The sequence below is a fragment of the Paracoccus sp. DMF genome (assembly GCF_004407025.1).
GTDB lineage: Bacteria > Pseudomonadota > Alphaproteobacteria > Rhodobacterales > Rhodobacteraceae > Paracoccus > Paracoccus aminovorans_B.
The window spans coordinates 19391-42092 of record NZ_SOKV02000007.1; the positions used below are offsets into that span (position 1 = coordinate 19391).

Here is a 22702-nt window from a genome sequence, read left to right on the forward strand (position 1 = left end):
CCACCACCACAAACCCCAGGAGAAGACCAATGCAGACCACCACACTTTCCTTCGCCAACCTGCACAACCACGGCGAACTCTTCGCGAACATCTTCCGCGCCCGCAAGCAGAGCTTCATCGTCCAGAAGCGCTGGAACCTGCCCCAGACGGACGACATGGAGTTCGACCAGTACGACACGCCCATGAGCCGCTGGGTCGCGATCCACGAGCATGGCCGGGTGATGGCCGGCGTGCGGCTGACGCCCACCACGGCCAGCTGCGGCATGTATTCCTACATGATCCGCGACGCGCAGTTGGACCTGCTGGGCGGCTCGATCCCGCAGAACCTGCTCGACGGCCCCGCGCCGGTCGAGCCGGGCACCTGGGAGGCCAGCCGGCTCTTCGTCGACCACACCATCCCGCAGCGCGACCGCCGCCGGGTGCAGCTGGCCCTGGTGCAGGAAATGACCAACTCGGCCCGTGCGCTGGGGGCGACGCGGCTCGTCTGCCTGGTCGCCTCGACCTGGCCGCGCTGGCTCAAGCCCTGCGGCCTTGACGCGCAGGCCATGGGCCCGGTGATCTGGATCGACGACGGCTATTTCCAATGCGTCTCGATCAACCTGGCGACCAAGATGCATTGATGCCCGCCGCCAGGAGGAGGGCCTTTCGCAGGTGATGCGGGCGGCGTAACATACCGCCCGCATGGCAGACCTGTTCGACACCGCGCCCGCCGAGGGCGAACCTGCGCGCAACGCGACGCGCCCCTTGGCCGACCGGATCCGTCCGGCACGGCTTTCCGACGTCATCGGCCAGGACAAGGTGCTTGGCCCCGAGGGACCGCTGGGCGCCATGCTGGCGGCCGGCAGCCTGTCGTCGCTGATCCTCTGGGGACCGCCGGGGGTCGGCAAGACCACCATCGCGCGGCTGCTGGCGCAGCAGACCGCCCTGGCCTTCGTGCAGATCTCGGCGATCTTTTCCGGGGTGCCGGAACTGCGCAAGGTCTTCGACGCCGCCCGGCTGCGCCGCAGCCAGGGCCGCGGCACGCTGCTGTTCGTGGACGAGATCCACCGCTTCAACAAGGCGCAGCAGGACAGTTTCCTGCCGCATATGGAGGACGGCACCATCACCCTGGTCGGTGCCACCACCGAGAACCCCAGTTTCGAGCTGAACGCCGCGCTGCTGTCGCGCGCCCAGGTCATCGTGCTGGAGCGGTTGAGCCTTGCCGATCTGGAACGCCTCGCGCAGCGCGCCGAGCAGGAGCTGGGCCGCGCCCTGCCGCTGACCGCCGAGGCCCGCGACCGGCTGCTGGAGATGGCGGATGGCGACGGCCGCGCCGCCCTGAACCTGATCGAGCAGGTCATGGCCTGGAAGATCACCGGCAAGCTCGACCCCGGCCAGCTGTCGCAGCGGCTGATGCGGCGGGCGGCGAAATACGACAAGTCGGGCGACGAGCATTACAATCTGATCTCGGCCCTGCACAAATCCGTGCGCGGCAGCGACCCCGACGCGGCGCTTTACTGGTTCGCGCGCATGCTCGAGGGCGGCGAGGACCCGCGCTATCTTGCGCGCCGCATCACCCGCATGGCGGTCGAGGACATCGGCCTGGCCGACCCGGCCGCGCAGCGCCATTGCCTGGACGCCTGGGCGCTTTACGAGCGCCTGGGCAGCCCCGAGGGCGAGCTCGCGCTGGCGCAGGCGGTGATCTATCTGGCGCTCGCGCCGAAATCCAACGCCGGCTATGTCGCCTACAAGGGCGCGCGGGCGCTGGCGCGCCAGTCGGGCAGCCAGATGCCGCCGGCGCATATCCTGAACGCGCCGACCGGGCTGATGAAGGACCAGGGCTATGGCGCCGGCTATGCCTATGACCATGATGCCGAGGACGCCTTCTCGGGCCAGAACTATTTCCCGGACGGGATGAAGCGGCCGGTGCTGTATCTGCCGGTCGAGCGCGGATTCGAGCGCGACCTGAAAAAGCGCGTTGAATGGTTCGCCAGCCTGCGGCAGAAGCGGCAGACAGAGGGCAAAGCATGAAACACACATTCCTCCAGGTCGCGCTTGGCGGCGCCCTGGGCTCGATGGCGCGTTACGGCGTCAACATCCTGGCCGGGCGCGTAACCGGCCTGCCGCTGGGCACGCTGACGGTGAACATCGCCGGCTGCTTTGCCATGGGGCTTTTGGCCTCGGTCCTGGCGCTGCGGGGCGGCCAGCATCTGGCGCCCTTGCTGCTGACCGGCGTGCTGGGCGGCTTCACCACCTTCTCCGCCTTTTCCCTGGACGCGCTGACCCTGTGGCAACGCGGCGCGGCGGGGCTGGCCCTGGGCTATGTGGCGGCCTCGGTCCTGCTGTCGCTGGCAGCGGTGGCGGCGGGCCTGGCGCTTGGCCGGGGGATCTTCGCATGAGCGGCGTGCAGATCCTCCGCATCGGCGCCGACGAGGGCGAGCAGCGCATCGACCGCTGGCTGAAGAAGCGGTTCCCGCAGCTGACGCAGGGCGCGGTGGAAAAGATGTGCCGCACCGGCCAGCTGCGCGTCGACGGCGGCCGGGTCAAGGCCAATACCCGCATCGAGGCGGGCCAGGAGATCCGCATCCCGCCGATCCCGGACGGCGAGGCGCCGGCGCCGACGCCCAAGGCCCGCGTCAAGCAATCCGATGCCGAGATGATCCAGTCCTGCGTGCTGTGGCGCGACGAGCATATCATCGCGCTGAACAAGCCGCCGGGCCTGCCCTCGCAGGGCGGCAGCGGCCAGGGCGATCGCCATGTGGACGGGCTGACCGAGGCCTTGATGTTCGGCTACAAGGACCGGCCGAAGCTGGTGCACCGGCTGGACAAGGACACCTCGGGCGTCCTGCTGCTGGCGCGCACCGACCGCATTGCCCGCGCGCTGTCCGAGGCGTTCCGGCACCGGCTGACCCGCAAGATCTATTGGGCGGCGGTGGCGGGCGTGCCGCATCCGCGCATGGGCTCGATCAAATACGGTCTTGTGAAGGCGCCGGGCCGCGGCCGCATGGGCGAAGGCGAGAAGATGGTCGCCGTCCATCCTTCGGAGGTGGCGACGACCGAGGGCGCCAAGCGCGCCCATACCGACTACGCCGTGCTGTCGGCGCTTGGCGGCCGGGTCAGTTGGGCCGCCATGGTGCCGGTCACCGGCCGCACCCACCAGTTGCGCGCCCATATGGCCGAGATCGGCCACCCGATCGTCGGCGACGGCAAATATGGCGGCTCGGGGCAGGAGAACCTGGGCGACGGCTGGGGCGCCCAGCTGGGCGGCGAGATCAGCCGCAAGCTGCACCTGCACGCCCGGATGATCCGCTTCGAGCACCCGATCAGCAAGAAGCCGGTCACCGTCACCGCGCCCTTGCCCGATCACATGCGGCGCACCTGGGACACGCTCGGCTGGTCGGAAAACGACGTGCCCGAAGACCCGTTCGAGGAGGCGTAATGCGGCTGGTCGTCTTTGACGTGGACGGCACGCTGATCGACAGCCAGGACGAGATCGTCCAGTCGATGAACGCCGGGCTGCGCGCCGCCGGTCTGCCGCAGATGGAGCGGGCGACGATCCTGTCCATCGTCGGCCTGTCGCTGCCGGTCGCGGTGGCGCACCTGCTGCCCGCCGCCGCCCCCGAACTGCGCGACCGCGTGGTCGAGGGCTATCGCCGCCATTTCATCGCCTCGCGCGAGGCCGGGCATCTGCCGCAGCTCTATCCCGGTGCGCTGGACTGCCTCGACACGCTGGCGGGGCTGCGGGGGGTCACGCTGGGCATCGCCACCGGCAAGCCGATGCGGGGGCTGGTGGCGATCCTTGCGGCGCACGGGCTGACGGATCGTTTCGCGACCCGGCAGACGGCGGACGGCCATCCCTCCAAGCCGCATCCGGCGATGCTGCAAAGCGCGCTGGCCGAAACCGGCGTGCCGCCGGGCCGCGCGGTGATGGTGGGCGACAGCACCTTTGACATGGCGATGGCACAGTCGGCCGGGGTGGCGGGCTATGGCGTCGGCTGGGGGTTTCATTCAGCGTCCGACCTGCGGGCGGCGGGGGCGGTGCTGATCGCGCCGGACTATGCCAATCTGACGCTGGCGCTGCTGGACTGGGCCGAAGGAGGGCAACCATGAGCGAATGGAAGGCGCGGCGATTCTGGAAGGCCGCCTCGGTGCGGCCGGCCGGCGCGGGCTGGGAGGTGGTGCTGGACGACCGCCCGCTGCGCACCCCCGGCAAGCAGCCCCTGGTCCTGCCGACCGAGGCGCTGGCCCGCGCCCTCGCCGCGGAATGGGACGCCCAGGCCGACGTGATCGACCCGAACCGCATGCCGCTGACCCGCGCGGCGAATTCCGCCATCGAGAAGGTGGCGCCGCAGTTCCATGACGTCGCCACCATGCTGGCCGAATACGGCGGCACCGATCTTCTGTCCTATCGCGCCGACGCGCCCGAGGAGCTGGCCCGCGCCCAGGCCGAGGGCTGGGATCCGCTGATCGACTGGGCCGCGACCGAGCTGCGCGCGCCCCTGCGCATCACCCATGGCGTCATCCCGGTGCCGCAGGATCCGGCGGCGCTGCTGAAACTGCATGCCGAGGTCGCGGCGCTGGATGCCTTCGGGCTGACGGCGCTGCACGATCTGGTGACGCTGCCCGGCTCGCTGGTGCTGGGGCTGGCGGTGATCCGCGGCCGCATCGACGCCGAAACCGCCCATGCCCTGTCGCGAATTGACGAGGAATTTCAGGCGCAACGCTGGGGCCGCGACGAGGAGGCCGACGCGGCCGCCGCCGCCCGCCTGGCCGCCATGCGCGATTCTGAGCGTTTCTGGCAGCTCAGCCGGCGCTGAGGAGATCGTTTTTCTTCTTTCTTGACGCTTCGCCCTGCATCGGCACAATGCCTGCAAGGGGGGCAGTCCTGGCCCCCTTCAACACGGGCTCGCCACGGGCAGTCTGCGGATGGACCCGTGACCCGACCCGGGAACAACAGAGGGGAAATTCATGAAACATACTGCACTCTTCGGCTCGGTTACGGCGCTGGCCCTTGCGGCTTCGGGTGCCATGGCCGCCGAAGGCGACACGCTGAAAGAGGTGAAGTCGCGCGGCGTGCTGAACTGCGGCGTCAACACCGGCCTGATCGGTTTCGCCGCCCCCGATGCGAACGGCAACTGGTCGGGCTTCGACGTGGCCTTCTGCAAGGCCGTGGCCGCCGCGGTGCTGGGCGACCCGGCCAAGGTGAAATACGTCCCGACCACCGGCCAGACCCGCTTCACGGCGCTCAGCTCGGGCGAGGTGGACCTGCTGGCGCGCAACTCGACCTGGACCTTCCAGCGCGACACCGACCTGAAGCTGGATTTCATCGGCGTGAACTATTACGACGGCCAGGGCTTCATGGTGCGCAAGGACCTGGGCGTCAGCTCGGCCAAGGAGCTCGAGGGCGCGACGATCTGCATCCAGACCGGTACCACGACCGAGCTGAACCTGGCCGACTACTTCAAGGCCAACAACATGACCTATCAGCCGGTCAACATCGACAGCAACGCCGAGGGCGAGCAGCAATACATGGCCGGCGCCTGCGACGCCTATACGACCGACGCCTCGGGCCTGGCCGCGACGCGGGCCAGCTTCGCCGACCCGGAAAACCACATCATCCTGCCCGAGATCATCTCGAAGGAACCGCTGGGGCCGGCGGTGCGCCACGGCGACAACAACTGGGGCGACATCGCGCGCTGGACGCTGTTCGCGCTGATCGCGGCCGAGGAATACGGCGTCACCTCGGCCAATATCGAGGAACTGGCGAAATCCTCGACCAACCCCGAGGTGCAGCGCCTGCTGGGCACCACCGACGAGCTGGGCAAGATGATCGGCCTGGACGCCGAATGGGCCAAGCGCGCCATCAAGGCCAGCGGCAACTATGGCGAGATCTTCGCCGCCACCATCGGCGAGCAGACCCCCATCGGCCTGGCGCGCGGCCTGAACGCGCAATGGACCCAGGGCGGGCTGATGTATGCCATGCCCTTCCGCTGATCGCGGTTGAAGAACGGGCGGCGCGGGGGCGCAAGACCTCCGCCCGCCGCATGAACGACGCCGGCGCACAGAGGCCACAAGGCCCGCATCCCGTCCGGCACAGGGGGTTACAACATGGTTTCCTATCCGGGGGTGGACAATCCACCATTCCGATGGTCGATGCTGATCTATGATCGGCGCTATCGCTCGCTGACCTTGCAGGCGATCGTCTTCATCCTGGTGATGCTGCTGGCCAGCTGGCTGATCGACAACACGCTGCGCAACCTGTCCGCCATGGGCAAGACGCTGAGCTTCGACTTCCTGTTCCGCCGCGCGGGCTATGACATTCCGCAGCAGCTGATCCCCTATAATTCCGATGACACGCATCTGCGCGCCACGGTGGTGGGGCTGCTGAACACGCTGCTGGTCTCGCTTCTGGGCTGTATCGCGGCGACCATCGTGGGCGTGCTGGTGGGGGTCTTGCGGCTGTCCTCGAACTGGCTGATCGCGCGGCTGATGACGGTCTATGTCGAGGTGTTCCGCAATATCCCGCTGCTCTTGTGGATCCTGGTGATCCTGGCGATCTTCACCGAGGTCATGCCGCCGCCCAACGCCTATCGCGGCGAAAACCCGGCCGCGAGCATGATCCTGTTCGACACCATCGCGCCGACGAACCGCTATACCGCCATCCCCTCGCTCGGCATGACCAACCCGCCGGGCACCATCGCCCTGGGACGCGAGGGGATCAGTTGGGCCTTCGTTGCCTATGTCGCGGTGATCGTGTTGGCCTTCATCGGCAACCGGCTGCTGCGCACCCGGGCGCAGCGCATCCAGGACGCGACCGGCAAGCGCCCGACGACCTGGTGGATCACGCTGGCGATGTTCGCGGTGCCGCTCCTGCTACTGACCTGGTGGTTCGGCCTGCACCTGATCCCGCCGGTGCTGCGCGGCTTCAACTTCGCCGAGGGCATCAACATGGACAACGCCCTGGTGGTGCTGTGGCTGGCGCTGACGCTCTATACCGGCGCCTTCATCGCCGAGATCGTCCGCGCCGGCATCCTGGCCGTCAGCCGCGGCCAGTCCGAGGCCGCCTTTGCCCTGGGCCTGCGCCCGCGCCGCACCATGTCGCTGGTGATCCTGCCGCAGGCGCTGCGGGTCATCATCCCGCCGCTGATCTCGCAATACCTGAACCTGACCAAGAACAGCTCGCTCGCCATCGCGGTCGGCTACATGGACCTGCGCGGCACGCTGGGCGGCACCACGCTGAACCAGACCGGGCGCGAGATGGAATGCATGGTGCTGATGATGGGCATCTATCTGGTTCTCAGCCTGCTGATCTCGGGCGGGATGAACGTCTTCAACAGTCGCGTGAAGCTGAGGGAGCGGTGAGATGAGCGAGACCCACGCCCAGACCGTCGCCTATGTCCGCGACACCATGCTGCCGCCGGCGCCGCCGCCGGTGACCGAGCGCGGCGCGATCAAATGGCTGCGCGAGAACCTGTTCTCGGGGCCGCTCAACATCGTGCTGACCCTGATCGGGCTCGGCATCCTGTGGCTTCTGGTCAGCACCATCGGGCCTTGGCTGTCGCATTCGGTCTGGAACGCCAATGGCATGGCCGATTGCCGCAAGATCATCGCCGAGACCTGGGGGCCGGACGCCACGGGCGCCTGCTTCGCCCTGATCAAGCATCGCTGGAACCAGTTCGTCTTCGGCTTCTATCCGGCGGCGCTGTATTGGCGGCCGGTGCTGGCCTTCGGCCTGCTGTTCCTGGCGCTGGCCCCGGTGCTGTTTTCCGAAAGCCGGCGCGCGCGGCGCGTCGTGCTGGCGCTGGCGACCGTGCTGAGCTTTGCCATCGCCCTGGTGCTGGGCGCGCCGACGGCGGCGCTTGCTGGCATGGCCCTGCTGATGCTGGCCTGGGCGGTGCTGATCGAGACCCGGCCCGCCTGGGCGCTGCTGGCCAGCCTGGTCTATCCGCTGCTGGCGGTCTGGCTGCTCTGGGGCGGCTCGCTGTGGAGCGAGATCGCCGTGCTGGCGGGTTTCGGCATCGGCTTCGGGGTCTGGCGGGCAGGGGCGCGCTTCGGCCTTTTCGCCGTCGCCGCGGCCGCCGTGGTGGCGGTGCTGTGGTGGCTGTTCCTGGCCGGGCCGGTCGCCGCTGCGCTGGCCGGCATGCTGCCGCTGCGGCTGCAGCCGGTCAGTTCCGACCAGTTCGGCGGCTTCGTGCTGTCGATCACCATCGGCGTCGCCGGCATCGCCCTGTCGCTGCCCCTGGGCATCGTGCTGGCGCTGGCGCGGCGCTCGGACCTGCCGGTGATCAAGCTCTTGGCGGTGATGTTCATCGAGTTCATCCGCGGCGTGCCGCTGATCACGCTCCTGTTCGTGGCCTCCTTGCTGCTCAACTACTTCCTGCCGCCGGGCACCAGCTTCGACATCATCCTGCGGGTCATCATCATGGTGACGCTCTTCGCCGCCGCCTATATGGCCGAGGTGATCCGCGGCGGGCTGGCCGCCCTGCCCAAGGGCCAATACGAGGCCGCCGATGCGCTGGGGCTGGACTATTGGAAGGCGCAGCGGCTGATCGTGCTGCCGCAGGCGCTGAAGATCTCGATCCCCGGCATCGTCTCGACCTTCATCGGCATGTTCAAGGACACCACCCTGGTGGTCTTCGTCGGGCTGTTCGACCCGTTGAAGGCCATGGCCGACACCATCCGCGCGAGCTTCGAATGGAAGGGCGCCTATTGGGAGCCCTATATCTTCGTCGGCTCGATCTTCTTCATCCTCTGCTTCGGCATGTCGCGTTACTCGATGTATCTCGAACGCCGCCTGAAGCGCGACCATCGCTGAGGCCTTCCCATGCAGACGCAAGCCAAGAGCCAGACCGACACCCCGGCCATCGAGATCAGCCGGTTGAACAAGTGGTACGGCACCTTCCACGTGCTGCGCGACATCGACCTGACCGTCAGCCGGGGCGAGCGCATCGTCATCGCCGGCCCCTCGGGTTCCGGCAAGTCGACGTTGATCCGCTGCATCAACCGGCTGGAGGAGCACCAGTCCGGCAAGATCATCGTCGACGGCACCGAGCTGACCCATGACCTGAAGAACATCGACAAGGTGCGTTCCGAAGTCGGGATGGTGTTCCAGCATTTCAACCTGTTCCCGCACCTGACCATCCTGGAAAACTGCACGCTGGCGCCGATCTGGGTGCGCAAGATCCCCCGGCGCGAGGCCGAGGAGACGGCCATGCATTTCCTGACCAAGGTCAAGATCCCCGACCAGGCGCTGAAATACCCGGGCCAGCTGTCGGGCGGGCAGCAGCAGCGGGTGGCCATCGCCCGTGCGCTCTGCATGCGGCCGCGGATCATGCTCTTCGACGAGCCGACCTCGGCCTTGGACCCCGAGATGATCAAGGAGGTGCTCGACACCATGATCGAACTGGCCGAGGATGGCATGACCATGCTCTGCGTCACCCACGAAATGGGTTTCGCCCAGGCGGTGGCACATCGGGTGATCTTCATGGACCAGGGCCAGATCGTCGAGCAGAACACGCCGCGCGAGTTCTTCAACAACCCGCAGAGCGAGCGGACCAAGCTGTTCCTGTCGCAGATCCTGGGGCACTGAAGGGGGGACTTCGCGTCCCCCGCCCGCCGCTGGCGCGGCGGACTCCCCCTGCGGGGTATTTGCGAAACGGAGAAACACCTTGTGGCGCCGGTTGCGGGCCGGGGTGCGGCCGGTCTATCGTGCCGGCAAGCGCTTCGGAGAACGACGATGAACCAGACCATTTTCCTGATGCTGGGCCTTCTGGGCCTTGTCGGTATCGGCTCGCTGGTGGCGAGCAACGACGACGACCACGCCCCCGACGATCCGGGCGATCCCTATGGCGACCGCGAGTTGATCGAAGGCACGGACGAGGCCGAGACCATCACCGGCACCGCCGGCGACGACGCGATCCAGTCCTATGACGGCGACGATTCCGTCGATGCCGGCGCCGGCGACGACCTGGTCTGGACCGGCTATGGCGACGATAGCGTCAGCGCCGATGCCGGCGACGACGAGATCTACCTGGGCTATGGCGACGACCTCTATGGCGCCGAGGACGACGGCGCGGCTGAGGGCGACGACACCATCGACGGCGGTTACGGCGACGACAGCATCACCACCAACCTGGGCAATCACGCGATCACCGGCGGCGACGGCGACGACACCATCACCGACAATGGCGGCACGGTCTCTATCGACGGCGAAGAGGACGACGACCTGATCCTGTCGCCCGACGATTCCGATGCCGATGCGCCCGACACGCTGCTGGGCGGCGATGGCAACGACACCATCCATGCCGGCGCCAACGACCTTGTAGATGGCGGCGACGGCGACGACAGCTATATGCTCAGTTCCGAGGCGGGCGGTGCGGCGGTCATCACCTACAGCGCCGACGATACCATCACCATCACCTTGGCCGAGGGCTATGCCGGCGAGGGCGACTATACGCTGGAGCAGGACGGCGATGACGTGCAGGTGCTGCTGGACGGCAATGCCGTCGCGGTGCTGCGCGACACGCTGGTCGACGCGGTGGGCACGATCGACGTGGTCAGCGCCACCGCCACCTGACGCGAAAAAGCGCGGCCCTTGCCCGGACCGCGCTTTCCATTTTTCTTCGTTCCGCAAATACCCTCGGGGGTCCGGGGGCAGACAGCCCCCGGCGCGCCGCCGCCTCAGATCGCCGACTTCAGCGATTCTTCCAGGTAAAGCTCGCGCAGCCGTGTCGCCACCGGCCCGGGCCGGCCCGAGCCCAGGGTGACGCCGTCGACCTCGATCACCGGCATGACGAAGGCCGAGGCCGAGGTGAAGAAGGCCTCGTCGGCGGCCTGCGCTTCCGCGATGGTAAAGGGGCGTTCCTCGATCTGCATCTGCGCCTCGGCGGCATAGCGCAAGAGCGAGGCGCGGGTGATGCCGTGCAGGATGTCCTGCGACAGCGGCCGGGTGATGATCTTGCCGCCCTTGACGATATAGGTGTTGTTCGAGGTGCCCTCGGTCACGAAACCGTCCTCGGTGAACCAGGCGTCATCGACGCCGCGGTGCTTGGCCTCCATCTTGGCCATCGAGGGATAAAGCAGCTGCACCGTCTTGATGTCGCGCCGCGCCCAGCGCAGGTCGGGTATCGAGATCACCCGGATGCCTTGGCGGGCCTGCGGATTGTCGGCCAGGCCCGGCTTTGCCTGCGTGAACAGCACCACGGTCTGCGGTGTGCCCTCGGGCGGATAGGCGAAGTCGCGGTCGCCCGGATTGCCGCGGGTGACCTGCAGATAGACCATGCCCTCGTCGATGCCGTTCAATTCGACCAGCTTGCGATGGATCTCCAGCCATGCCTCGCGCGACAGCGGGTTCTTCATGCCAAGCTCGCCCAGCGAGCGGTTCAGCCGCAAGCAGTGGCCGTCGAAATCCAGCAGCTTGCCCTGCAGCACGCTCGTAACCTCATAGACGCCGTCGCCCATCACGAAGCCGCGGTCAAAGATCGACACATGGGCTTCGGTTTCCGGCAGATATTCGCCATTCAGATAGACGGTGCGGGTCATCATTCTCTCCATTCGCAACGGCTGCTGGCGCGGTCCTGCGCCCAAAGCGGCGGGGCGTCAAGATGGGCGGCGCGGCCTAGGGCCTTTCGCGGCTGCAAAACAGGCTTGATGCAGGCGCAGCAATTATCTATCGGTTTGCGGGACACCTTTGAAATATCCTTACCCGAAAGGCAAGCCATGTCGTTTCGTTTGCAACCCGCCGCACCCGCCCGCCTGAACCGCTGCCAGCTGTTCGGCCCCGGCTCGCGCGAGGCGCTGTTCCAGAAGATGGCCGGCTCGGCCGCCGACGTCATCAACCTGGATCTCGAGGATTCGGTGGCGCCGGACGACAAGTCGCAGGCGCGCCGCAACATCATCCAGGCCATCGGCGACATCGATTGGGGCGACAAGACGCTGTCGGTGCGCATCAACGGGCTCGACACGCCCTATTGGTATCGCGACGTCGTGGACCTGCTGGAACAGGCGGGCGAGCGGCTGGACCAGATCATGATCCCCAAGGTCGGCAATGCCGCCGATGTCTATGCCGTGGATGCGCTGGTCACCGCCATCGAGGCCGCCAAGGGCCGCTCGAAACGCATCAGCCTGGAGGTGATCATCGAATCCGCCGCCGGCATCGCCCATGTCGAAGAGATCGCGGCCAGCAGCCCGCGCCTGCAGGCGATGAGCCTGGGTGCCGCGGATTTCGCCGCCAGCATGGGCATGGCCACGACCGGCATCGGCGGCACCCAGGAAAACTACTACATGGCGCATGAGGGCGCGAAATACTGGTCCGACCCCTGGCATTGGGCGCAGGCTGCGATCGTCGCCGCCTGCCGCACCCATGGCGTGCTGCCGGTCGACGGCCCCTTCGGCGATTTCAGCGACGACGAGGGCTTCCGGGCGCAGGCGCGGCGCTCGGCCACGCTGGGCATGGTCGGGAAATGGGCCATCCACCCCAAGCAGGTGGCGCTAGCGAACGAGGTGTTTTCGCCCAGCGACAAGGCCGTCACCGAGGCGCGCGAGATCCTGGCCGCGATGGAAGAAGCCACGAAAACCGGCGCCGGCGCCACCGTCTACAAGGGCAGACTGGTTGACATCGCGTCGATCCGTCAGGCACAAGTGATCGTGCGGCAGGCAGAGTTGATCGGCGCCTGACCACAACGGAATACCTGGGCGACCACGCGGGGAGGCTGGTCGCCATGACAGGGGAGGAGCAACAGGCTCTGCCGCAGGCAGGGCCTGTTGTCATTCAGGGCGCCGGCCTTGCCGGGTCATGAAATTGTCATAGAAATTCAATACATTTATGCGCTCGGCGGCGGCAGATACTGGGCTGGCAGCGACGGGCTTCAGCCCTCGACCGGCTCGGGCCTGGCGTGACGATGGGCCGGATCCGGGGTGCGGTTGCGCGGCGCCAGGTCGGGAATCGGTGATTCGGGCATGGCGGGCAGGCCGGTGCCGGCGACGCCGCGGAATGCTTTCCGGGCGCCAACGGGCGCGGGGTCTGGGGCCTTGGATTCCATCTTGCGTCTCGCTTCGAACAAGCCCGCAGCAGTTATGGGCCGGGCGGGGGCAGTGCAAGGGGGCTGGCGGGAATGTGAGCCTGCCATGCCGCCGGGATGCGCGGGCTCGCCGCCAGCAGGCCTTGCGTATAGGCGTGCTGCGGCGCCTCCAGCACCTGATGCGTCGGGCCGGATTCGACGATGCGGCCCTGCTGCATGATCAGCACCCGGTCGGTGACCTGGCGCACCACCGCCAGGTCGTGGCTGATGAACAGATAGGCAAGCCCGTGGCTGACCCGCAGCCGCGCCAGCAGGTCCAGCACCTGCGCCCGGACCTGCACGTCCAATGCGCTGACCGCCTCGTCCAGCACGATCAGCCGCGGCCTGATGATCAGGGCGCGGGCGATGGCGATGCGCTGGCGCTGGCCGCCGCTGAATTCGTGGATATAGCGGCGCATGGCGTCGCCGGGGATGCCGACCTCATAGAGCGCCTCGGCGACCTGTTCGCGCCAGTCGCGCGGCAGGCCGGTCAGGTGGAACGGCTCGGCCACCAGCCGCTCGACCCGCCAGCGCGGATCGAAGCTGCCGAAGGGATCCTGGAACACCACCTGCATCCGTGCCCGCAACTCGGGCGCCATGGCGCGGCCGGCCTGGACCGGCTGGCCGTCCAGCAGGATGCGGCCGCCCTGCAAGGGATCGAGGCCCAGGATGGCCCGCGTCAGGGTGGACTTGCCGCAGCCGGATTCGCCGACCAGCCCGACCGATTCCCCGGCGGCGATGTCGAAGCTGACCCCGTCCACGGCCCGCAGGCGTCCCGGCGGCGCCGTCAGGCCGGCGCGGGGCAGGGGATAGTCGCGCACCGCATCCTCGACCTGCAGCAGGCGGTGCGGCCGGGCGGGCGGCAGCACCAGCCGCGCCTGCTGGGTCGAGGCGGCGATGAGCGCCTGCGTATAGGGGTGCGCCGGCGCGCGGAACAGCGCCTCGGTCGGGCCCTGCTCGACGATCTGGCCGCGCTGCATCACCGCCACGCGGTCGGCGATGCCGGCCAGCACCGCGAGGTCGTGGGTGATCAGCAGCAGCGCCATGCGCTCGTCCCGCACCAGCCCCTTGAGCAGGTCGAGGATGCGGGCCTGCGTCGTCACGTCCAGCGCCGTGGTCGGCTCGTCCGCGATCAGCAGGTCGGGGCGCTGGGCGATGGCCAGGGCAATGGCGACGCGCTGGCGCTGGCCGCCCGAAAGCTCATGCGGATAAAGCGTCAGCGGAAAGCGCGGCGCCGCAAGCCCGACGCGGTCCAGCCGGTCGCGGGCGCGGGCCAGCGCCTGGTCGCGCGGCAGGGACTGGTGGATGCGCAGCGCCTCGGCGACCTGGTCGCCGATGCTCATCAGCGGGTTCAGCGCCGTCATCGGCTCCTGGAACACCATGCCGAGGCGGTTGCCGCGGATCCGGCACAGGGCGCTTTCCGGCAGGTCCAGCAGGTTGCGGCCGTCCAGATCGACGCGGCCGCCGGCCTGCGCGCCCTGCGGCAGCAGCCCCATGATCGCCAGCGCCGCCATGGACTTGCCCGAGCCGGATTCGCCGACCAGCCCGGTGACCTGCCCGGGCGGCAGCGCCAGGTCGATGCCTTGCAGGACCTCGTGCCGGCCGATGCGCAGGGTCAGGCGGCTCACCTCGATCATGGCGCGGTCCTGCGCAGCCTGGGGTCCAGCGCATCGCGCAGGCCATCGCCCAAGAGGTTCAGCCCCAGCACGGTCAGCACGATGGCCAGCCCCGGCACGATGGCGACATGCGGCGCCAGCGAGATCATGGTCTGCGCCTCGGCCAGCATGCGGCCCCAGCTGGGGGTGGGCGGCTGTGCGCCAAGCCCGACATAGCTGAGCCCGGCCTCGGCGAGGATGCCCAGGCTGAACTGGATCGTCGCCTGCACGATCAGCAGGTTGGCGATATTGGGCAGGATGTGCTGGGTGCTGATGCGGGCCCGACCCTTGCCGGCCACCTGCGCGGCGCGGATATAGTCCAGCGTCCAGATCGGCAGCGCCGCGCCGCGCGTCACCCGGGCAAAGACCGGGATGTTGAAGATGCCGATGGCGATGATCGCGTTCAGCGCCGACGGCCCCAGCGCCGCGGTGATCAGGATGGCGATGACCAGGCTGGGAAAGGCAAAGACCAGGTCGTTGCCACGCATCACCATCTCGTCGATCCAGCCGCCCGCGCGCGCGGCGGCGAGCAGGCCCAGCGGCACGCCGAAGCCCATGCCGATGCCGACGGCGACCAGCGCCACCGCGATCGAGGTTCGCGCGCCGACCATGATCATCGCCAGCATGTCGCGGCCGAAATGGTCGGTGCCCAGCCAATGCGCGGCCGAGGTCGGCTGCAGCTTCTGCGCGATGGCGATCTGCGTGACGTCGCCCGGCGTCCAGACGAAGGACAGCAGCGCCGCGGCCAGCGCCAGCCCGGCCAGGGTGCCGCCGAAGATCAGGGACCACCTCATCTGCGCAGCCTCGGGTCGATCAGCGCATAGCTGAGGTCCACCAGGAAGGTGACCAGGATCACGGCGGCGACCAGCACCAGCACCGCGCCCTGCACCACGATCAGGTCGCGCTGGGTGATGGCCTGAAAGATCAGCCGGCCGAGGCCGGGCAGGTAGAACACGTTCTCGATGATGATCGCCCCGGCCAGCAGGAACGAGAATTGCATGCCGAGGATGGTCAGCACCGGGATCAGCGCATTGCGCAGCGCGTGGCGCGACAGCGCCTGCCCGGCGGTCAGCCCCTTGGCGCGGGCGGTGCGGATATAGTCCTGGCCCAGCGTTTCCACCAGCGCCGAGCGCAGCACCCGCGCCAGGATCGCCGCCTGCGGCAGCGCCAGCGCGACGGCGGGCAGGATCAGCGATTTCAGCGCCGCGCCGGGGTGGCTCCAGCCCGGAAAGCCGCCGGCGGGCAGCAGGCGCAGGTTCACCGCAAAGACCAGCACCAAGAGCATGGCGAACCAGAAATTCGGCAGCGCGATGCCGATCTGGGTCGCGCCCATCACCGCCGTCTCGGCCGCCCGGCCCCGGCGCCCGGCGGCGAACATGCCGATGGGCAGCGCCACCGCCACCGCCAGCACCAGCGCCAGCAGCGCCAGGGGCAGCGAGACCTGCATCCGGTCAAGGATCATCCCCGCCACCGGGGTCTTGTAGGTGAAGCTGTGGCCCAGGTCTCCGGTCACGACGCCGCCGAGCCAGTGCAGGTAGCGCAGCGGCAGCGGCAGGTCGAGGCCCAGCTGCTCGCGCAGCGCCGCGACGGTTTCGGGCTGCGCGCCGGTGCCCAGCATGAAGCTGGCCGGGTCGCCCGGCACCAGTTCCACCACCGCAAAGATCAGCGCCGAGGCCACGAGCAGGCTCAGGCCAAGCGAGATCAGGCGTCTGGTCACATAGCGCAGCATGGCCAAACGCTAATCCGCGGCCGGGCGGCGGTAAAGGTGGCTATAAGGTTCAAGGAACCTCGATCTTGCCGATCAACGGCACGTCGTCGTCCAGGCTGATGCTGTGACGCTCGATCATGCGATGCACCTGCGGCGGCTCGGCGCCGCGATGCAGGCGGTGCAGGTCCTCATGGGTCGGGAAATCGGCCTTGGTGCGGCGCAGGTTGTGGCGGACATATTCGTCCCAGGTGGCGATGTGATAGCTTTCGGTCCAGCGCTCGGGGTGTTCCAGGTCGCGCAGCAGCGCCCAGCCGCGCGCGCCGTCGCGGCGGCGGATATTGCGGCGCAGCGCCATCAGGCGCAGGAATTCGGGCACGTCCACCTGGTCGATCTCATAGTCGATCATCACCATGATCGGGCCGGACCGGCCGCGCAGGTCCAGCGCCAGCTCGGGCTCGCGAAAGCGGTTCACCGGGTCCAGGTCCAGCGTGCCGAACTCGGGGATGCGCAGCCAATAGCCGGCGACGGCGCCCAGCATCAGCGGCACCGAGGCGGCGATCAGCGCGGTATTCACGCTGTAATTGTTCGCGACCGAGCCCCAGATCCAGCTGCCCGCGGCCATGCCGCCGAAGACCGCCGTCTGGTACAGCGCCAGCCCGCGCGCCACCACCCAGCGCGGCGTCGACAGCTGCACGGTGACGTTGAAGAGCGACAGCGCCAGCACCCAGCTGGCGCCGGCGGGCAGCATGGCCAGCGCGTGGACCCAGGTCTGTTCGGTCAGCCCCAGCAGCAGCGCCGCGCCGGCGAAGGCCGCGAAGGCCAGGCGCACGACGTTTTCGTTGTTCAGCCGCTCGCGCACCATGGGGTTGATCAGCGCGCCGCCGATCGCCCCCAGCCCGAAGCAGCCGAGCAACAGGCCGAACAGCAGCGAGCCGCCCGAGGGGTTCTGCTTGGCGACCAGCGGCAGCAGCGCCATGATGACGATGGCGGAAAAGCCGAAAAGCGCGCCCCGCGACATCACCCGGACCAGGTTCGGCGACAGCGCGACATAGCGCAGCCCGGCGCCGACGGCGGCGACGAAGGGCTCGGGCGTGGTGGTGCGCGGCGGCGTGACCGGATGCCAGCGCGCCAGCGCGCCCAGCAGCGGGATATAGCTGACCGCGTTTACCGCGAAGGCGGCGGCGGCGCCGAAGGCCGCGGTGATGATGCCGCCTACCGCCGGCCCGACGCTGCGCATCAGGTTGAAGCCGACCGAGTTCAGCGACACCGCCGCCGGCAGGTCCTCGCGCGGCACCAGGTCCTGCATGCTGGCCTGCCAGGGCGGGTTGTAGATCGCCTGGCCGACCCCGATCAGGAAGGTCAGCGACAAGAGCAGCAGCGGCGTCATCCAGCCCTGCCAGGTCAGCACCGCCAGCAGGACCGAGACCGCCGCCATGAACAGCTGCGCCCCCAGAAGCAGCGTGCGCCGGTCCAGGATATCGGCCAGCGCCCCCGACAGCAGCGCGAACAGCATGATCGGCAGCGTGTTCGAGGCCTGCACCAGCGCGATCAGCGTGGCCGAGTCGGTCAGCTGCGTCATCATCCAGGCCGCGCCCACCGCCTGCACCAGCGCGCCGAAGTTCGAGATCAGCGTCGCCGACCACAGCAGGCGGAAGTCGTGGTGGCGGAACGGGGCAAAGGGGTTCTTGCGGGCAGTCGCTGGCATCGGGGTAACCTGGTTCGCTTGCCCCCAACCTTAGGCAGCCCCAGCCCGGGCCGCAATCGCCGCCGCCGATTCCGCGTCCATCCGCCATATCTTGTGTTATATCCGATATGCGCCGAAGAAGCTGCGGAAAATCAGTCAAAGATGCATTGATTCTTGCGCATACCGCGCCATTTCGCCGCAACTTCGGGATTTCATTTCCGGCGCGGCTGCTATCTTTGCGGAAATCTTCTTCGACAGGGTGCGCGAACATGAAAGTCATCGTTCTGGGGGCCGGCGTTCTGGGTGTCACTTCGGCCTGGTATCTGGCCAAGGCGGGGCATGAGGTCACGGTCATCGACCGCCAGACCGGCCCGGCGCTGGAGACGAGCTTTGCCAACGCCGGCGAGATCTCGCCCGGCTATTCCTCGCCCTGGGCGGCGCCCGGCATTCCGATGAAGGCGCTGAAATGGATGTTCCAGCGCCACGCGCCGCTGGTGATCCAGCCGCGGCTGGACTGGCAGCGCCTCTCGTGGATGGCGCGGATGCTGGGCAACTGCACCTCGGCCGCCTATGCGGTGAACAAAAGCCGCATGGTCCGCGTCGCCGAATACAGCCGCGATTGCCTGGGCGAGCTGCGGGCCGAGACCGGCATCCATTACGACGAGCGCACCCAGGGCACGCTGCAGGTGTTCCGCAAGCAGGAGCAGTTGGACGGCGCCGGCAAGGACATCGAAGTGCTGAAGGCCGACGGCGTGCCCTTCGAGGTGCTGGACCGCGCCGGCTGCATCGCCGCCGAGCCGGGGCTGGCCGGGGCCGCCGACCGCATCGTCGGCGGGCTGCGCCTTCCGGGCGACGAGACTGGCGACTGCTTCAAGTTCACCAACCGCCTGGCCGAGATGGCGGCGGCGGCGGGCGTGACCTTCCGCTGGGGCGTCGGCATCGAGGCGCTGGAAGCCGAGGGCGGCCGCATCAGCGCCGTGCGCACCGACCAGGGCCGCATGCAGGCCGACCGCTATGTGCTGGCGCTGGGCCCGCATTCGCCGCTGCTGGTGCGTCCCCTGGACATCAAGCTGCCGATCTATCCGCTGAAAGGCTATTCGCTGACCATCGACATCGAGGACGAAAGCCGCGCGCCGATCTCGACCGTGATGGACGAGACCTACAAGGTCGCGATCACCCGCCTGGGCGACCGCATCCGCGTCGGCGGCCTGGCCGAGATCGCCGGCTACGACCTGAGCCTGAACCGGCGCCGCTGCGCCACGCTGGCGAAATCGGTTTCGGAGATGTTCGTCGGCGCGGGCGATCCCGACAAGGCGCAGTTCTGGACCGGGCTGCGGCCGATGACGCCCGACGGCACGCCCATCGTCGGCGCGACGCCGATCCCGAACCTGTTCCTGAACACCGGCCACGGCACGCTGGGCTGGACCATGTCCGCGGGTTCGAGCCGGGTGCTGGCCGACCTGATCTCGGGGCGGCGGCCGGACATCCAGTCCGAGGACCTGGGCTATGCCCGCTATCTGAAAGGCCGCAAACCCGCCGCTCCGGGCGTGCTGCAACCGGCCAACGCCTGATCCCGCCGCATGAAAAAGGGGCCCGCGCGGGTCCCTTTGCTTCTGTTCTGCCGCAGGTCAGGCGCGCTTGATCAGCGAAATGATGGCCAAGAGGATCACCGCGCCGATGGTGGCGAAGATGATCGTGCCCAGGATCGGGGCCGAGGCGGCCATGCCGATGCCCAGCATCGGGAACAGCCAGCCGGCGATCACCGCGCCGACGATGCCGACGACGATGTTCATCAGCAGGCCCTGGCCGTGGCCCTTGACGATCAGCCCGGCCAGCCAGCCGGCGATCGCGCCGATGATGAGGGTGATGAGCAGAGCGGTCAAAGTCATGGGAAGGCTTCCTTTGCATGCTTGCGGTTTCGCGCCGCGGCGGCGGAAAGCCGGTCTGGCGGGAAAACGCCGATTGCGCCGCGCAGGTTCCGCCACCCGCCCGCAAGCCGCTGACGGCGCGCGATTCGGCAACAGTCCGGTAACGATTGCGTCCGCGAAAAGGCCGGCCACTTGACGGCGGACGGGTCGCGAAGGCTGATGGACCGATCCGAATCGTGTCAAGATCGTGTCTGGCCTGCTGCTCGGTGCCGGTGCGACCGCGACGCAATGTCACGCTGCCACGGCCGCGTCCCTGCCGGGACGGGGCTCGTTACGAAGGGAAATACCGATGCGCCTTGCACCGCTGATGCTGGCCCTGGGCCTTGGCCTTGCCGCCTGCGCGCCGACCTCGCAGACCCCGACCTCCGCGCCCGTCGACATGGGCCCCTATGGCGCCCGCACCGACGAGGGCCCGAGCGGCCAGCCGATCGAGATCCACGCCGTCCGCCCCGCCTATCTGACCGACCGCAACCGCCGCCAGCAGGTCGCCTATAACGGCCCGGAGGCCGCCGGCACCATCGTCGTCGATCCCTATGCGCGCTTCCTCTATCACGTGCAGGGCAATGGCCAGGCCATGCGCTATGGCGTCGCGGTCGGCCAGGCCGGCAAGAACTTCCAGGGCAATGCCACCATCGGCCGCAAGCAGGCCTGGCCCAGCTGGACCCCCACCGCCAATATGGTGCGCACCCAGCCCGAGCTTTACGGCCCGCTGAAGGGCGGCCTGTCGGGCGGGGTTGACAACCCGCTGGGCTCGCGCGCGCTCTATCTCTATCGCGGCGGCCGCGACACCATGTATCGCATCCACGGCACCATGGACCCGTCCTCGATCGGCAAGGCCACCTCGGCCGGCTGCATCCGGCTGTTCAATCAGGACATCATGGACCTGTTCAACGAGATCCCCAGCGGCACCCAGGTCAAGGTGCGCACCCGCGCCGAAAGCCTGGCGCTGGAAGGGCCGCTGGTCGAGCAGCCGAACGGCTATCTGGCCCCGGCCGGCGGCGCGGTCGAGACCGCCGAAGCCGCGCAGTAACCGCCTGTCGCCAGCGATGCGCCAATCGACGCCCCGGTCCGCAAGGCCGGGGCGTTTCGCGCTGGCCAGAGCCGCTGCGGCGTGGCAGGTTCCGCGCGCAAGGCGTGTTTCAGGAGTATGCCATGACCGTTTCCGATCAGAGTCCGGCCGTATCGCGGGATCTCGACGCCATCGTGACCCAGACCCAGGCCGCCGCGCTGCGCCTGCTGGAGCCGGCGGCGCTGACCGGGCTGCAGCGCGAGCTGCGCGCCATGAAGGAGGCCGCCGCCGACGAGCCGATGCGCAAGACGCTGGCCAAGGCGGTGCAGCGCATCGCCGCCGAGAAGCGCCGCCGCGAGGGTGCGGGGTCCGAGGCCGGCGCCGCGGCCGCGCCAGCCCCGGCACCCGCGGGCGCTGACAAGGCGGACCGGGCCGAGAAGAAGCGCCTGAAGGAGGCCGAGCAGGCCGAGAAGAAGCGCGCCAAGGAGGCGGAGAAGTCCGAACGCCAGACCGCCCGCAAGGCCGAGAAGCAGGCCGCGCGCAAGGCCGCGAAACTGTCCGGGCAGGGCGGGGATACGCCCGCGAAGCCTGCCGGGGCGGGGGCCGCGGCAGGGTCCGGGCCGAAGGGTTCCGGCAAGCCCGGCAAGGCCAAGGGCAAGAAGGCCGAATGAACGCGCGGGCGCGGTTCCCAAGCCGCGCCTTGCCTGCTATCTGGAGCGCAGCCTTCCTCGTTTCGAGTTCCCGATGCGCCGTCTGGTTCCGGTCCTTGTCGCCGCCCTGCTGTCCGTTCTGAGCCCCGCCCTGGCCTATGAGGCGGTGGATGCGGTGCATGGGCTCAGGGCGCCGCGCCTCTCGGACCGGCTGCGCTGCACCGACGACGGCACGTTCTGCATCTCGGTCGCGACCTATGTTCCCGATGTCTGCATGGCGATCGAGCGGGCGGCGGGGCGGCACGGGCTCGACCCGCATTTCTTTGCCCGGCTGCTGTGGAAGGAAAGCCTGTTCGAGCCGGGCGCGATCAGCCCGGTCGGCGCCATGGGCATCGCCCAGTTCATGCCCGGCACGGCCGAGATGGTCGGCCTTGACGACCCGTTCAACCCGGCCAAGGCCATCGAGGCCAGCGCCCGCTATCTGCGCAAGCTGACCGACGGTTTCGGCAGCGTCGGCATGGCCGCCGTCGCCTATAACGGCGGCGAGAACCGCGCCGCGCGCTACCTGGCCCAGGGCGGCAGCCTGCCCTGGGAAACGCAGGACTATGTCCAGGCCATCACCGGCCTGACCGCCGCAAGCTGGCGCGAAAGCCCGCCCAAGGTGCTGGACATCCGGCTGGACAAGCAGCGCAGCTTCCGCGAGGCCTGCATCGACCTGGCCGGCAAGCGCAAGCTGCGCGAGTTCAACACGCCCGAGCATCCCTGGCCTTGGGGCGTGATCGTCGCCACCCATCCCAGCCAGTCGGGGGTCTCGGCCCAGGTTTCGCGGCTGAACCGGCAGCTGCGGCCGATCCTGGGCGGCAAGCGGGTCAGCTATGTGCGCCGCAAGATCTCGGGCGGGCCGAGGAAGGTCTATACCGCGCAGATCGGCTATTCCTCGAAGACCGAGGCTTACGCGTTCTGCAACCGACTGCGCGGCGTCGGCGGGCGCTGCCTGGTGCTGAAGAACTGACAGTGCCGGTGGCGCGGCT

General features: G+C 68.6%; 23 protein-coding genes. 16 read left to right on the top strand and 7 right to left on the bottom strand.

The window, feature by feature from the left end; all coding sequences use genetic code 11:
* Positions 1-29: 29 nt before the first annotated feature.
* The 11 genes from E3D03_RS05830 to E3D03_RS05880 all read left to right on the top strand — a co-directional run bounded on the left by E3D03_RS05830 (position 30) and on the right by E3D03_RS05880 (position 10555).
* Complete coding sequence (locus tag E3D03_RS05830; RefSeq protein WP_017999582.1) at positions 30-620, top strand: acyl-homoserine-lactone synthase; 591 nt, start codon at positions 30-32, stop codon at positions 618-620.
* 61 nt (positions 621-681) lie between these two features.
* Positions 682-2010 (top strand): replication-associated recombination protein A, encoded by a 1329-nt coding sequence (locus E3D03_RS05835; RefSeq protein ID WP_263566171.1) that lies wholly within the window; start codon positions 682-684, stop codon positions 2008-2010.
* Positions 2007-2378, top strand: coding sequence for a fluoride efflux transporter CrcB (crcB, locus tag E3D03_RS05840; protein ID WP_263566172.1), 372 nt, complete (start codon positions 2007-2009; stop codon positions 2376-2378). Before E3D03_RS05835 ends, crcB begins: the two co-directional genes overlap by 4 nt.
* Entirely contained in the window at positions 2375-3418 is a 1044-nt protein-coding gene (locus E3D03_RS05845) for an RluA family pseudouridine synthase (protein ID WP_263566173.1), read from the top strand. Before crcB ends, E3D03_RS05845 begins: the two co-directional genes overlap by 4 nt.
* Positions 3418-4089, top strand: a complete 672-nt coding sequence (locus E3D03_RS05850) for an HAD-IA family hydrolase (protein ID WP_263566174.1) — start codon at positions 3418-3420, stop codon at positions 4087-4089. The genes E3D03_RS05845 and E3D03_RS05850 overlap by 1 nt, the downstream gene beginning before the upstream one ends.
* Positions 4086-4796: an ATP12 family chaperone protein gene (locus E3D03_RS05855; protein ID WP_263566175.1), complete on the top strand. Its 711-nt coding sequence runs from the start codon at positions 4086-4088 to the stop codon at positions 4794-4796. Before E3D03_RS05850 ends, E3D03_RS05855 begins: the two co-directional genes overlap by 4 nt.
* Positions 4797-4947: 151 nt before the next feature.
* Positions 4948-5973 carry an amino acid ABC transporter substrate-binding protein gene (locus tag E3D03_RS05860; protein ID WP_062561236.1) on the top strand — a complete coding sequence of 342 codons (1026 nt, stop codon included), beginning with the start codon at positions 4948-4950 and terminating at the stop codon, positions 5971-5973.
* Between the two features lie 114 nt (positions 5974-6087).
* Entirely contained in the window at positions 6088-7341 is a 1254-nt protein-coding gene (locus tag E3D03_RS05865; RefSeq protein ID WP_263566176.1) for an amino acid ABC transporter permease, read from the top strand.
* A gap of 1 nt (position 7342) precedes the next feature.
* Positions 7343-8794, top strand: a complete 1452-nt coding sequence (locus tag E3D03_RS05870) for an amino acid ABC transporter permease (protein WP_263566177.1) — start codon at positions 7343-7345, stop codon at positions 8792-8794.
* 9 nt (positions 8795-8803) lie between these two features.
* Positions 8804-9568, top strand: a complete 765-nt coding sequence (locus E3D03_RS05875; RefSeq protein WP_263566178.1) for an amino acid ABC transporter ATP-binding protein — start codon at positions 8804-8806, stop codon at positions 9566-9568.
* A gap of 147 nt (positions 9569-9715) precedes the next feature.
* Positions 9716-10555: a calcium-binding protein gene (locus E3D03_RS05880; RefSeq protein ID WP_263566179.1), complete on the top strand. Its 840-nt coding sequence runs from the start codon at positions 9716-9718 to the stop codon at positions 10553-10555.
* A 104-nt stretch (positions 10556-10659) separates the two neighbouring features.
* On the opposite strand, the gene E3D03_RS05885 is transcribed toward E3D03_RS05880, so the two are convergent.
* On the bottom strand, positions 10660-11520 hold the full coding sequence (locus tag E3D03_RS05885; RefSeq protein ID WP_263566180.1) for a D-amino-acid transaminase: 861 nt from the start codon (positions 11518-11520) through the stop codon (positions 10660-10662).
* A 177-nt stretch (positions 11521-11697) separates the two neighbouring features.
* Here E3D03_RS05885 and E3D03_RS05890 point away from each other — a divergent pair, with 177 nt between their 5' ends.
* On the top strand, positions 11698-12654 hold the full coding sequence (locus E3D03_RS05890) for an L-malyl-CoA/beta-methylmalyl-CoA lyase (RefSeq protein WP_263566181.1): 957 nt from the start codon (positions 11698-11700) through the stop codon (positions 12652-12654).
* Positions 12655-12845: 191 nt separating this feature from the next.
* Here E3D03_RS05890 and E3D03_RS05895 read toward each other — a convergent pair whose 3' ends face one another.
* Genes E3D03_RS05895 through E3D03_RS05915 form a run of 5 tightly spaced genes read right to left on the bottom strand, consistent with a single transcriptional unit; the run spans position 12846 to position 18105 of the window.
* Entirely contained in the window at positions 12846-13019 is a 174-nt protein-coding gene (locus E3D03_RS05895; RefSeq protein ID WP_263566182.1) for a hypothetical protein, read from the bottom strand.
* A gap of 32 nt (positions 13020-13051) precedes the next feature.
* Entirely contained in the window at positions 13052-14674 is a 1623-nt protein-coding gene (locus E3D03_RS05900; protein ID WP_263566183.1) for an ABC transporter ATP-binding protein, read from the bottom strand.
* Entirely contained in the window at positions 14671-15486 is an 816-nt protein-coding gene (locus E3D03_RS05905; protein WP_263566184.1) for an ABC transporter permease, read from the bottom strand. The genes E3D03_RS05900 and E3D03_RS05905 overlap by 4 nt, the downstream gene beginning before the upstream one ends.
* Positions 15483-16421: an ABC transporter permease gene (locus tag E3D03_RS05910; protein ID WP_263566185.1), complete on the bottom strand. Its 939-nt coding sequence runs from the start codon at positions 16419-16421 to the stop codon at positions 15483-15485. The genes E3D03_RS05905 and E3D03_RS05910 overlap by 4 nt, the downstream gene beginning before the upstream one ends.
* 49 nt (positions 16422-16470) lie before the next feature.
* On the bottom strand, positions 16471-18105 hold the full coding sequence (locus tag E3D03_RS05915; RefSeq protein WP_263566186.1) for an MFS transporter: 1635 nt from the start codon (positions 18103-18105) through the stop codon (positions 16471-16473).
* 248 nt (positions 18106-18353) lie between these two features.
* Between E3D03_RS05915 and E3D03_RS05920 the strand changes: the two genes are divergently transcribed.
* Positions 18354-19655: a D-amino acid dehydrogenase gene (locus tag E3D03_RS05920; RefSeq protein WP_263566187.1), complete on the top strand. Its 1302-nt coding sequence runs from the start codon at positions 18354-18356 to the stop codon at positions 19653-19655.
* Positions 19656-19712: 57 nt separating this feature from the next.
* On the opposite strand, the gene E3D03_RS05925 is transcribed toward E3D03_RS05920, so the two are convergent.
* Positions 19713-19973 carry a GlsB/YeaQ/YmgE family stress response membrane protein gene (locus tag E3D03_RS05925; RefSeq protein ID WP_263566188.1) on the bottom strand — a complete coding sequence of 87 codons (261 nt, stop codon included), beginning with the start codon at positions 19971-19973 and terminating at the stop codon, positions 19713-19715.
* 328 nt (positions 19974-20301) lie between these two features.
* On the opposite strand from E3D03_RS05925, the gene E3D03_RS05930 reads away from it, so the two are divergent.
* The 3 genes from E3D03_RS05930 (at position 20302) to E3D03_RS05940 (ending at position 22683) form a co-directional block, all read left to right on the top strand.
* Positions 20302-21042: a L,D-transpeptidase gene (locus E3D03_RS05930; RefSeq protein WP_263566189.1), complete on the top strand. Its 741-nt coding sequence runs from the start codon at positions 20302-20304 to the stop codon at positions 21040-21042.
* A 122-nt stretch (positions 21043-21164) separates the two neighbouring features.
* On the top strand, positions 21165-21692 hold the full coding sequence (locus tag E3D03_RS05935) for a hypothetical protein (RefSeq protein WP_263566190.1): 528 nt from the start codon (positions 21165-21167) through the stop codon (positions 21690-21692).
* Between the two features lie 73 nt (positions 21693-21765).
* On the top strand, positions 21766-22683 hold the full coding sequence (locus E3D03_RS05940; RefSeq protein WP_263566191.1) for a lytic transglycosylase domain-containing protein: 918 nt from the start codon (positions 21766-21768) through the stop codon (positions 22681-22683).
* Positions 22684-22702: the final 19 nt, after the last annotated feature.